Source organism: Kutzneria kofuensis (assembly GCF_014203355.1).
GTDB classification, from domain to species: domain Bacteria; phylum Actinomycetota; class Actinomycetes; order Mycobacteriales; family Pseudonocardiaceae; genus Kutzneria; species Kutzneria kofuensis.
Window position 1 is genome coordinate 3,749,362 of sequence record NZ_JACHIR010000001.1, and the last position, 12,018, is coordinate 3,761,379.

The following is a 12,018-nucleotide window of genomic DNA, read 5'->3' on the forward strand; positions in this document are numbered from 1 at the left end:
CTGCGCGATGTGGTCGGACATCAGGGCCGTACCTCCGGCGACGGCGTCGTGTCGGCGCAGTGGTGCGACTCCTGGTGCGCGCCGACGACGACGATCTGCCCCCGCACGCGCAGCACGTCGACCGGCGTCCGGTACAGCTCGGACAGGTTCTCCGAGGTCATCACCTCGTCCGGCGTCCCGATCCGGAAGCGGCCGTTGACCAGGTACAGCACCCGGTCCACCAGGGGCAGCACGGGGTTGATCTCGTGCGTCACGAACAGCACGGCGGTGCCGGCGGCGCGGCGGCGGGCGTCGATGAGGTCGCTGACCACCCGCTGGTGGGCGAGGTCGAGGGAGAGCAGCGGCTCGTCGCACAGCAGCAGCTGGGGATCGCCGACCAGGGCCTGCGCCACCCGAAGCCGCTGCTGCTCGCCACCGGAGAGCAGCCCGACGGGGTGATCGGCGTAGTCGCTGGCGCCGACCTCGGCCAGCGCGGCCTCCACCCGACGGCGGCGCTCGGCCCGGCCGCGCAGGCCGAGGCCCCAGCGGTGGCCGTCCAGCCCCAGCCCGACGAGATCGCGGCCGCGCAGCGTGAGGTTGGGGTCGATGGCCCGCTGCTGCGGGATGTAGCCGATCTTGTTGTTGGCCTTGCCGGGCGCGCTGCCGGCGATGGTCACGGTGCCGCCGGACAGCGGCTGCTGGCCGAGCAGCACGCGCAGCATGCTGGTCTTGCCGGAGCCGTTGGGGCCGAGCACGGCCAGGAACTCGCCGGGCCTGATGTCCAGGTCGAGGCCGTCCCACAGGACGCGGCTGCCATAGGCGAGCCGGGCCCCGCGCATGCGCAGCGCCGCCGCCGGTGCGGTGACCGGGGCGGCGTCGACGAGCGCGTCAGTCGTCACTGCTTCACGAGCGCTTTCGATAGGGCGTCGACCTCCTTGCCGATCCAACCAACGTAGTCGGTCGTGCCGGCGGGCAGCGTCTCGGTCACGTCCACGACGGGGATGTCGGCCCCGGTGGCCTTCGCCTTGAGCTGATTGGTCACGTCGGTCTCGGTCTGGGCATTGTTCACCAGCGCGTCGACCTGGCGGTTGGCGATCAGCGCGGTGGCCTCGGCGACGGCGGAGACCGGGATGTCGGTGCCACCCTCGACGGCCTTCTCGAACGCCTCCGGCGTGGCGTCGGCGATGTTGCCGGCGGCCAGCAGGTAGTTGGCGACGGGCTCGGTGACGACAACCTTCCTGCCGGCCGGGATCTTGCCGATCCGCGCGATCAGGTCGTCGATCTTGGCGTCGAACGCCTTGGCGTTGCCGTCGAACGTGGCCTTCTTGGCGGCGTCGATGCCGCCGAGGTCCTCGGCGATCTTGTCGGCGACCTTCTTCACCGTCGGCAGGTCGTAGAAGACGTGCTCGTTGGTGTCGTCGGTCTTCTGCTTGCCGGAGACGTCGAACGCGACCACGCTCGGCTTGCCCGCGCCGACGGTCGCGATCGCCTTGGCGAAGAACTCGTCGTAGCCGATGCCGTTGGAGACCAGCAGCTGCGCGCCGGCGACGGCGGCGGTGTCCTTGGGCTGGACCTCGTAGTCGTGCGGGTCCTTGGTGGGGTCGTCGATGATCGAGGTGACGGTCACGTCGTCCCCGCCGACGGCCTTGGCCACGCTGCCCCACACGTCGGTGGAGGCGACCACCTTGATCTTGCCGTCGGCCGGGGTGGCCGAGCTGTTGCCGCACGCGGCGGCCGTCAGCGCCGCCATGGCCAGCGCGGCCACACCTGTCCATCGGGAACGGACCGTCATCGAACACCCCTCGACAGCGTGAAAGATCGTGTAATGGAAACCGTTGTCGTGTGCAGCCTAGGTGAGAAGAGTGATCAACTTCCCCGTTGGAGTGAAAATCGTTATCACCTAGACGGGTGATTTCAGGTCCGGACGCCAACGAACCGGCAGGTCGAGGCCCTGCCGGTTCGATCGGGTGTGTTCTTCGCCGCAGTCGGGCGGTTACCGCCTGCGCCAGCCGCCGAGAGCCAGGGTCTCCTGGTCCGGCCGCCTCAGGGCGACGGTCTCACGGTCCGGCCCGGACTGGACCGGCACGGTGGGGCCGACGGGGCTGACGAGCCATCCGGAACCGGTCGGCCCGATCGGATGGCTCGGGCCCGCCGACGGCTCCTGCTTCCGACGCTGCTGGTGCCGGCCGCGGCCGAAGGCCAGCAGGAGCAGCCAGCCGGCCAGCGTGGCCAGCACGCCGCCGACGCTGTTGTTGACCAGGTCCTGTCCGTCGCACACGCCCAGCTCGAACACGGCCTGGGCGATCTCTATGCCGGCGCTCACCGACACACAACCCGTGGCCACCAGCAGCGGTCGCTTGGTGGCCAGCACGCCGAAGAAGCCGAGCGGCATGAGCATGACGAAGTTGAGCAGCGCGCCGCCGGCGGTCAGGGAGAACGAGCCGGGCACGCACACCCGCAGCGGGTCGTCCAGTCGGAAACCACCCCAGAAGGGCCGGATCAGCGTCACCGACAGCGCCAGGGCCAGGCTGAACCCGGCCGCGACGGAAGCGAGTTTGCCCCAGCGGAACAGATGGGCCGCGACCAGCGCCAACGCCCCCAGGACGAGGCCGCCGAGCAGCAGGGCGGCCGTGACGTCGGGCCTCGAGGTGAGGTAGTCGAAGCCATCCCGGTAAAGATCGCGCATACCGGGTGAGACGACCGGCCCCACCGGCCGGTTGTTCCACACAGCTGTGGGGCCCGCCCCGAGCAACGGGCGGGCCCACAGCTGAAGCGGGATCAGACGTCCAGGCGGGCGCCGCTCTCCGGGTGGAACAGGTGCACCTCGCTGGTGTCGCGGACGGCGACCTTGACGTTCTGCCCGAACGCCGGCGGCGTGCGGCCGTCGACCCGGACGATGAAGCGCTCCGGCTGGCCGCCGATGCGCACCGAGCCGTAGACGTACGCGTCGGCGCCGAGCTCCTCGACCAGCTCGACGGTCATGTCGACGCCGGGCTCGTCGGAGCCGGCCAGCCGCAGCGACTCGGGCCGGATGCCGAAGGTGACCTCCTTGAGGCCCTCGGACGAGGCCTTGTCCAGGGCGGTGCGGCTCAGCGGCACGGTGAGGCCGTCGAGCTGGGCGCCCTCGGCGGACAGCGGCACGGTCTTCAGGTTCATCGCGGGCGAGCCGATGAAGCCGGCCACGAAGGCGTTGGCCGGGCGGTCGTACAGCTCGCGCGGCGAGGCGCACTGCTGCAGCAGGCCGTCCTTGAGCACGGCGACCCGGTGGCCCATGGTCATGGCCTCGACCTGGTCGTGCGTGACGTAGATGGTGGTGGTGCCGAGTCGCTGCTGGAGGGCGGCGATGTTGGCCCGGGTCTCGACGCGCAGCTTGGCGTCGAGGTTGGACAGCGGCTCGTCCATCAGGAAGACGCTGGGCTCACGCACGATGGCGCGACCCATCGCGACGCGCTGCCGCTGGCCACCGGACAGCGCCTTGGGCTTGCGGTCCAGGTACTTGGTCAGGTCCAGCATCTTGGCCGCCTCGGCGACCTTGTCCTTGATCTCCTGCTTGGGCGTGCCGCGCAGCTTGAGCGCGAAGCCCATGTTCTCCGCGACGGTCATGTGCGGGTACAGCGCGTAGGACTGGAACACCATGGCGATGTCGCGGCCCTTCGGCGGCACGTTGGTGACGTCCTTGCCACCGATCTGGATGGCGCCCTCGTCAACGTCCTCCAGACCGGCGAGCATGCGCAGGGCGGTGGACTTGCCCGAGCCGGACGGCCCGACCAGCACCAGGAACTCACCGTCGGCGACGTCGAGTTCCAGCTGGTCGACCGCGCGCACCGGCGGGCTGCCGGGGAAGACCCGGGAGGCACTGACGTAGGCGACCTCGGCCATGTGTGGTCCCTTTCACTGCGGAACGTGTCACGACAAAGTAACCCGAGAAAGCGTTTACGTCAGCCCCTCGGCGTACACCGACTACCCACCGTTTCTGAATCGTCACCCCTTGACCGCGCCGGCGGCCAGCCCCGTCACCAGGAAGCGCTGTACCAGGTAGAACACCGCGACCGCGGGGATCGCCACGAGTATCGACGCAGCGGCCAAATGGCCCCATTCCACCCGGTTCTGCTGCACGAACACCTGGAGCCCGACCGCCAGCGTCTTGGACTCGTCCGAGGCGCTCAGGAAGGCCGACGCGAAGGCCACCTCGCCCCACGCGGTGAGGAACGCGTAGAACGCCGTCACGGCCAGTCCGGGCCGGGCCAGCGGCAGCACCAGCCGCCAGAACACGCCGAACGGGGACAGCCCGTCGACCCGGCCGGACTCGTCGATGTCGCCGGGGATGGTGTCGAAGTAGCCCTTGAGCATGTACGTGCAGAACGGCACCGAGGTCGTGCAGTAGACCAGCACCAGCCCGATGCTGGTGCCCTGCAGCCCGAGCGCCAGCAGCACGTTGAACAGCGGCACGATCAACACCGCGAACGGGAACATCTGCACCAGCAGGAACGACATCAACAGCTTGCGGCTGCCGGGAAAGCGGAAGCGGCTCACCGCGTAGGCGGTGGTGGCCGACAGGAACACCGCGATCACCGTGGTGAGCAGCGCGATCTCCACGGAGTTCGCCACCCAGGCCAGGAAGTCGCCCTGCTGCCCGGAAAGCACGTCCGCGTAGTTCGCCAGCGACGACTCGTCGAACAGCCGGATCGTCGGCGCGACCGCCCGCGCGTCGGGCTTGAACGACGTCACGAGAACCCAGAACACCGGGAACACCGCGATCAGCGACGCCACCGTCAATGCCGCGTGCAACCCGATGCTTCGACCGCGGGAACGCTTGCCCCGCAACGGAACCCGGGCGACAACGGGCTGCACCGGAAGGGTTTCGATGGTCACGCGAACGCCTCCTGACGACGCAGCGCCCGCCGGTAGAAGGCGGCGAACACCAGCAGCACGGACAGGATCAGCACGCCGTACGTGGACGCCACCGCGTAATCCCTCGAGGCGCCGGAGAAGAACCGCTCGAACGCGTACGTGACCAGGATCCGGGTGTTCGGGTTGGCCGCCGGCCCGGTCACCAGGTAGATCACCGGGAACATGTTGAACGTCCAGATGATGCCGAGCAGCACCACCGTGCTGGACACCGACCGCAGGCCGGGCAGCGTGATGTCGCGGAACCGCTGCCACGGCGTCGCGCCGTCCACCTCGGCCGCCTCGTAGAGGTCGGCCGGGATGGACTGCAGCCCGCCGAGCAGCGCCAGCATCATGAACGGCACACCGACCCAGACGTTGACGATCACCACCGCGACCAGCGCCAGGTCGGTCTGCCCCAGCCACACCGGCTGGCCCAGCCCGAGCGCCCCGAGCAGCTGGTTGATCACGCCGAACTGGCTGTTGAACATGAACTTCCAGGCGAAGGCGCTGATGAACACCGGCACCGCCCACGGCAGGATGAGCAGCACCCGGTACAGCGCCCGCAGCCGCATCGGCCGGTTCAGCAGCATCGCCAGCCCGAGGCCGACGCCGTACGTCAGCACGACGCAGGAGCCGGTCCAGATGACCGTGCGCAGCAGGGTCGACCAGAACGAGCCGAAGCTGGGGTCGCCGGACAGCACGTTCAGGTAGTTGCGCAGCCCGACGAAGGAGTAGCTGGCCGGGCGGTCCAGCACCGGGTTGGCGATGGTGGACTCGTTGATGTCGGTGAGGGTGAACCAGATGCCCTGCACCAGCGGGTACAGCACCAGCACCGCGAGCACCACCACGACCGGGGCGACCATCGCGTACGCGTACCAGTGCCGTTCGAGGGTTCGGCGCACGTCAGCCCACCGAGTAGTCGGTGACGACCTGGTCCTTGTACGTCTTGGCGACCTCGTCCAGCGCCGCCTTGGCGTCCTTCTGGCCGGACAGCACGTAGGCGTAGTCGATCTTGAGCTGGTCGAACAGCTGCGCGCCGGCCGGCACCCACGGCCGCGCGTGCGCCTGCTTGATCGCCGGCTCGAACGCCGTGACGGTCGGCTGCGACTTCACGTCGGAGCTGTCGTAGGCCGACTTGCGGGTGGGCATCAGGCCGAGCTGCTTGGAGATGGACACCTGCGACTCGGTCGAGCTCATGCACTGGATGAACTTCACCGACGACGTCTTGGCCTTGGTTCCTTGCCGCACAACGTAGTCGTGGCCGCCGATGGGGCCGCTGCCCTTGCCGGCCGTCACGCCCGGCAGCACCGCGACGCCGAGGTTGGCCGGGTCCTTGAACGCGTCGCCCTTGAGCAGGTCGACCACCGTCCACGGGCCGTCGATCTCCATCGCGACCTGGCCGGCGGAGAACGCCGCCTTCATGTTGTTGTACGAGTTGGCCTGGTCCAGGGCGGTCGTCGCGGCCTTGGCGTCGAGCAGGCCCTTCGCCGTCTGCAGCGCCTGCACGTTCTGCGGCGAGTTCACCACGATCTTCTTGTTCTGCACGTCGAGCAGGTCGCCGCCGGCGCCGTAGATGAAGGGCAGCGCGTAGTAGGCGTCGTTGTTGAGGAAGATCGCGTTGGCGCCGCCCAGCTTCGGGGCGTCGGCCTTCAGCTCGTCCCAGGTCGCCGGCGGCTGCACGCCCGCGTCGGCGAGCATCTTCTTGTTGTACAGCAAGGCAAGCGTGTCGGTGACCTGCGGAACCGCGTAGGTCTTGCCGTTGTACCTGGTGGAGCCCAGCGGCCCGTCGAGGAAGTCGGAGGTGTCCTTGGCGGCGTCGGTGTCGGACAGGTCGGTGATCAACCCGTTCTGCGCCAGCTGCGCCACCCAGCCGACGTCCGAGCGCAGCACGTCCGGGCCCTGCCCGCCCTGCGCGGCCGTCTTGTAGTTGGCCAGCGCCTGGTCGAAGGAGACCTGCTGGACGTCGACGGAGTAGCCGCCCTTCGACGCGCAGTCCTTGGCCACCTTCTCGAACACCGGGTGCTCGTTCGGCCCGCTGGTGTCCCAGAAGACGACCTTGCCGGAGTCGGCTCCGGAGTTGCCGCCACCGCCGCACGCTGTGAGTAACAGCGCGCCGGCGATCACGAGGGCAGTGCGTCGCATGGTTGCCGTCCGTTCCCTCTTGCTCACCTTGCAAAGATTTGCCGGGGATTTCACATGCGTGACCGGAAGTCGAGCAAGGCCGCGGGCGTAACCACACCGTAATGGCCCAGTGACTCGGCGGGGTCGTTGCAAAACGTTGCCGGCACGGGCAGGCTTCCCCCGTCACACCCCTACCGAGGAGGACGCGGGTGCCGGGTCTGGCCGAGATCGCGAGGATCGCGGGCGTCAGCGTCTCGACCGTGAGCAGGGTGCTCAACCGCCGTGCTGGTGTGAACGAGGAGACCCGGCAGCGCGTGCTGGCGGCACTGTCCGACCTGCCGTACTCGCCACGCGGGCTGGGTGCACTGCAGCGCACCGGGGTGATCGGCCTGCTGCTGCCGGAGCTGTCCAACCCGGTGTTCCCGGCGTTCGCCGAGGCGCTGGAAACTCGTGCCGCGGCGGCGGGCTACTCGTCGCTGCTGTGCAACACGCGGTCGGCCGGCATGCGCGAGGAGGAGTACGTGCGCATGGTGCTGGCGCGCGGCGTGGAGGGGATGATCTTCGTGTCGCCGGCGATCACCAACGCGCCGCCGGGCGAGGCCCCGGACGCCGGCTACTACACCCGGCTCGTGGCCGACGGCGTGCACATGGTGTTCATCAACGGCGCGACCCCCGCGCTGGACATCGCCGACATCGCCGTGGACGAGCAGCTCGCCGGCTACCTCGCCACCTCGCACCTGATCGCCCTCGGGCACACCCGGATCGGGTTCGTCAGCGGGCCGGCGCGGGCCCTGCCGTCACGGCTCAAGCGTGCCGGCTGGGCCGCGGCGCTGGAGGAGAACGGCTGTTCCGCGCCGGCCGAGCTCGTCGCGCACGGCCCGTTCGAGCCCGCCGGCGGCGCCGCCGCGCTGGCGCACCTGCTCGACACCGTCGCGCCGACGGCGGTGATCTGCTCGTCGGACCAGATGGCGATCGGCGCGCTGCGGGAGGCCGCGCGGCGGGGCCTGCGGGTGCCGGCGCAACTCTCCGTGGTCGGCTTCGACGACATCCCGTTCGCCGCCCACTGCACCCCCGCGCTGACAACTGTGGCGCAGCCCATCCATGAGATGTCCGCCGCAGCCGTGGACGAGCTGGTGCAGCGATTGGACCCCGATTCCCGACGACGGTCGGCGGCCTCGCACACCCGCCTGTTCCGGCCAAGACTGGTGGTCAGAGAGTCGACGGGACCGATTCCGACGGCGTGACTTGGTCTACACCAAGCTGGCTTGACGGGAAAGACCTGTTGACGTGCCGGGATAGTGCTTCAGGGGGACACGCCTGTCGTCGGCTTCACGAATTGGTTCTTGACCGTTACGGTCACTCCATGGCGCGGTCAATGCATGTGCGACGGCCGGCGACGCTGGCATCCCTCGCCGCTGAGCTGGGCGTTTCGCGGACAACGGTGTCCAACGCATACAACCGGCCCGACCAGCTCTCGCCGGAGCTGCGGCGGCGGGTGTTGGAGACGGCACGACGGTTGGGCTATCCGGGCCCGGACCCGGTCGCACGGTCACTGCGCACCCGCAAGGCGGGCGCGGTGGGGCTGCTGCTGACCGAGAACCTGTCGTACGCGTTCCGTGACCCGGCCGCGGTGGGCTTCCTGGAGGGACTGGCGCTGGCGTGCGAGGACGCCGGCCAGGGCCTGCTGCTGGTGCCGGCGAATCCGGAACGCGAGGACGTGGCCGCGGTGCACCGCGCCGGCGTCGACGGTTTTGTGGTCTATTCGGTGCCCGACGACGACCCGCACCTCGCGGCCGTGCTCGAACGGCCGGTGCCGACCGTGGTGTGCGACCAGCCCGAGCTGGACACGGTGGACCGGGTCGGGATCGACGACCGGGCCGCCATCACCCAGATCGCCGACCACCTGATCGAGCTGGGGCACCGCCGGGTCGGTGTGCTCTGCATGCGGCTGGCGCGGGACCGCAACGACGGCTTCGTCAACGCCGACCGCCAGCACACGGCGCATTTCCACGTGCAGCGGGCCCGGCTGGAGGCGCTGGCCACCGCGTTCACCGCGGCGAACGTGGACTGGACGACCGTGCCGGTGGTCGAGCGCTTCGACCACAGCATCGCCTCCGGCGCGTCCGCCGCTGCCCAGCTGCTGGACCGGGATCCCCAGGTCACGGCCCTGATCTGCACCTCGGACATCCTCGCGCTGGGCGCGCTGGCCGAGGCCCGGCGGCGGGGACTGCGGGTGCCGCAGGACCTCACCATCACCGGCTTCGACGGCATCACCGAGAGCGAGCGGGCCGGGCTGACCACCGTGCGCCAGCCCGTGCTGGAGAAGGGCCGGGCCGCCGGCAAGCTGCTGGTCAACGCCGCCGACCACAACCGCCCGCGGACCGTGACGCTGGCCACCGAGCTGGTCATCGGCACCACCTCCGCGCCGCCCCGGATCACCGAGGAACGCTGGTTCGGTCCCTGATCCGACATGACAACGGCCCCACCTTCGCGCGGAAGGTGGGGCCGTTTGTGGGTTACGGCTCAGATGCCGTTGATCGGCAGACGCGGCGCGTGACCGAGCACGCCACCCAGAACGTCCGCGGTGTTGGGCAGGCCCGGCACGACGGTGCGGGCGGAGTCGTCGGCCGGCATGGTCGTGGTGAACGACGGGCCGAGGGCCGGGATGCCGTGGAAGCCGCTGACGGTGGCGCCGGGCACGGCCGGCACGGCCAGGGGCAGCTTCGGCAGGACGGAGTCGACGACCGGCAGCTCACGCTGCTGGCCGGCCAGGCCCGGCAGCGGCAGCTTCGGCAGGGCGGGGACGGCCGGGACCGGCAGCAGCTCGCGGCCGGCGACGGAGCTCAGCGGGGTGCTGGCCAGCAGCGCGGCGACCGGGGTGGTGGCGATCAGGCCGTACACCATGTCCAGGCCCGGCAGCGCGGGCAGCGCCCGCTGCTGGCCACCCAGCATCGGCAGGGCCGGCAGCGCCGGGAGACCCGGCAGCGAACGCTCGGCGGCGACGCCACCCAGCAGACCGTTCACCGGCAACGCGCCCAGCAGGTTCAGACCCGGCAGATCACGCTCAGCCGCAACCCCACCCAACAGACCGTTCACCGGCAACGCGCCCAGCAGGTTCAAGCCCGGCAGATCACGCTCAGCCGCAACCCCACCCAACAGACCGTTCACCGGCAGCGCACCCAGCAGGTTCAGACCCGGCAGATCACGCTCAGCCGCAACCCCACCCAACAGACCGTTCACCGGCAGCGCACCCAGCAGGTTCAGACCCGGCAGATCACGCTCAGCGGCAACGCCACCCAGCAGACCGCCGACCGGCAGCGTGCCGAGGAGGTCGGTGCCCGGCAGCGAACGCTGGCCGAGGCCCGGGAGCGGCAGCGGCAGCTGCGGCAGCGCCGGCAGGGAACGCCCGGCGGGCACGCCCGGCAGGGTCAGCGGCAGCTTGGGCAGACCCGGAAGGTCACGCTCGGCGGCGACGCCACCCAACAGACCGCCCACGGGCAGCGTGCCGACCAGGTCGGTGCCCGGCAGCGAACGCTGCTGCTCGTCGTCCAGCGGCAGCTGCGGCAGGTTCGGCAGCTGCGTCGGGTCGGACAGCGTGGTGAGGTCGGGCAGCTTGGTCAGGTCGTGCAGACCGGCGGTCGGCACCTGGCCGCCGTAGGTGACGTTGGGCAGCGACCGCGAGGTGGTCACGTCGGGCAGCGCCGACACCGGCAGGCCGGTGAGCAGGCTCGGCACCTTGGGCAGCCGCGGCACGTCGGAGATGGCGATGTGGCTGGGGTCGATGGACCGCTGCTGGTCGCCGCCGAGGGCGGGCAGCGCGGACAGGCCGGGCAGCTCCGGCTTCGGCAGGTCCTGGCCGTTGAGCTGGACGTTGCTCAGGGAGAGGCCCCCGCCGGCGAGGTCCTGCGGGTCGAGCGAGCGCTGCGTCTGACCGATCGGCATGGTCGGCAGCTGGATCTGGCTGGTGTCGGGCAGCGGCGGCAGGCCCTTGTGGCCGACGAGGTCGGTCAGGCGCAGCGCGGTGTCCGCGACACCGGTCGGGTCGCCGATCGGGGCGGGCGCGGCGGCGGCGTTGCCGGCGGTCATCGCGAGCACGCCGCCGGCGAGCAGGGCGGCCGGAATTCCGCGCCTCATCCAGGTACGCATGGGAAATGTTCTCCTTGTCGAATTTCCCGGGTCACGGGAGTAGACGGGTGATCCCACGAACAAGCGATTCGGGGCAGGGATCACCCACAAAACGGGGATGAAGAGAAAAGGGGGACTGCGGACCGTTCGCTGAAGAAACGCGAATCAGTCGGGGGTGATGCCGGGCTGACGACGCGCGGTCATCGGGACGCGGCGCGAGGACGCCTGCGTGAACAGGGCGGGCACGGCCGCGGGCACGGCGGTCACGCCGTCACCCAGGCACATGCCGGCGTTGCCGGACGGGCCGTCGTGGCCGCAGGCGCCGCTGGGCAGCGCCCCGAACGGCATCGCCTCGGACTTGGGCGTGCCGTCCGGACGGAGCGGGGCGACCGGGGTGCCCAGGTCGGCCTGTGGCCGCGCCGCGACCGCGTCGGCCGGGTGCTCGACCCGGCTCACGACCGGCGACGAGATGGCTCGCTGAGCGACCGGAACAGCTGCGACAGGAACGAAAGTCCTGTTCACGGCCGTGCGTGAAACCTGCTCCTCGGACCCGGCGGTGGCGATGTCGTCCAGCCGCTGCTCGACGAGGATCACCGGGGCGACCAGGTGCGGCACCGGGACCTCGATGGCCGGCACCGAGGGCGCGGCCGCCGGTAGCGCCTGCGCCGCCAGCCTCGCGTCCTGCCCGATGTGCACGGTGTGCGCGACCGAGTTGTCGACGACGTCACCGGCCGCGGACAACAGGGTGGAGACCGGGGCCGGCTCGGCGGCCGATGCCGTCGCCGAGGAGAGCAGCCAGGCCAGCGCGGTGCCGGCCAGCACGCCGCCGATCAGAACGACGGCACGCAGCAGCAGCGACCGAAAACGGTCGGCTCCCACCACTGCTTGCTCGTCCATGACCGG

Annotated in this window: 11 protein-coding genes; 2 read left to right on the forward strand and 9 right to left on the reverse strand. The window is 70.4% G+C overall.

Annotated features, from left to right (window positions below; translation table 11 throughout):
• Positions 1–20: 20 nt before the first annotated feature.
• The 7 genes from BJ998_RS17145 to BJ998_RS17175 all read right to left on the reverse strand — a co-directional run bounded on the left by BJ998_RS17145 (position 21) and on the right by BJ998_RS17175 (position 7,011).
• On the reverse strand, positions 21–818 hold the full coding sequence (locus BJ998_RS17145; RefSeq protein WP_184868719.1) for a metal ABC transporter ATP-binding protein: 798 nt from the start codon (positions 816–818) through the stop codon (positions 21–23).
• 56 nt (positions 819–874) lie between these two features.
• Complete coding sequence (locus BJ998_RS17150; protein WP_184862879.1) at positions 875–1,771, reverse strand: metal ABC transporter solute-binding protein, Zn/Mn family; 897 nt, start codon at positions 1,769–1,771, stop codon at positions 875–877.
• A 201-nt stretch (positions 1,772–1,972) separates the two neighbouring features.
• Positions 1,973–2,665 carry a VanZ family protein gene (locus tag BJ998_RS17155; protein ID WP_184862881.1) on the reverse strand — a complete coding sequence of 231 codons (693 nt, stop codon included), beginning with the start codon at positions 2,663–2,665 and terminating at the stop codon, positions 1,973–1,975.
• Positions 2,666–2,757: 92 nt separating this feature from the next.
• On the reverse strand, positions 2,758–3,858 hold the full coding sequence (locus BJ998_RS17160; protein ID WP_184862883.1) for an ABC transporter ATP-binding protein: 1,101 nt from the start codon (positions 3,856–3,858) through the stop codon (positions 2,758–2,760).
• Positions 3,859–3,960: 102 nt separating this feature from the next.
• Positions 3,961–4,851 (reverse strand): sugar ABC transporter permease, encoded by an 891-nt coding sequence (locus tag BJ998_RS17165; protein WP_184862885.1) that lies wholly within the window; start codon positions 4,849–4,851, stop codon positions 3,961–3,963.
• Entirely contained in the window at positions 4,848–5,771 is a 924-nt protein-coding gene (locus tag BJ998_RS17170) for a carbohydrate ABC transporter permease (protein ID WP_376775870.1), read from the reverse strand. Before BJ998_RS17170 ends, BJ998_RS17165 begins: the two co-directional genes overlap by 4 nt.
• Before the next feature lies 1 nt (position 5,772).
• On the reverse strand, positions 5,773–7,011 hold the full coding sequence (locus tag BJ998_RS17175) for an extracellular solute-binding protein (RefSeq protein WP_184862887.1): 1,239 nt from the start codon (positions 7,009–7,011) through the stop codon (positions 5,773–5,775).
• 188 nt (positions 7,012–7,199) lie between these two features.
• On the opposite strand from BJ998_RS17175, the gene BJ998_RS17180 reads away from it, so the two are divergent.
• Entirely contained in the window at positions 7,200–8,234 is a 1,035-nt protein-coding gene (locus tag BJ998_RS17180; RefSeq protein WP_184862889.1) for a LacI family DNA-binding transcriptional regulator, read from the forward strand.
• Between the two features lie 119 nt (positions 8,235–8,353).
• The gene (locus tag BJ998_RS17185) at positions 8,354–9,454 is read left to right on the forward strand and encodes a LacI family DNA-binding transcriptional regulator (RefSeq protein WP_184862891.1); all 1,101 of its coding nucleotides are present in this window, start codon (positions 8,354–8,356) and stop codon (positions 9,452–9,454) included.
• Between the two features lie 59 nt (positions 9,455–9,513).
• Here BJ998_RS17185 and BJ998_RS17190 read toward each other — a convergent pair whose 3' ends face one another.
• Both BJ998_RS17190 and BJ998_RS17195 read right to left on the reverse strand, forming a co-directional pair.
• Complete coding sequence (locus BJ998_RS17190; protein WP_184862893.1) at positions 9,514–11,136, reverse strand: hypothetical protein; 1,623 nt, start codon at positions 11,134–11,136, stop codon at positions 9,514–9,516.
• 144 nt (positions 11,137–11,280) lie between these two features.
• Positions 11,281–12,012: a hypothetical protein gene (locus tag BJ998_RS17195; protein WP_184862895.1), complete on the reverse strand. Its 732-nt coding sequence runs from the start codon at positions 12,010–12,012 to the stop codon at positions 11,281–11,283.
• Between the last annotated feature and the right edge of the window lie 6 nt (positions 12,013–12,018).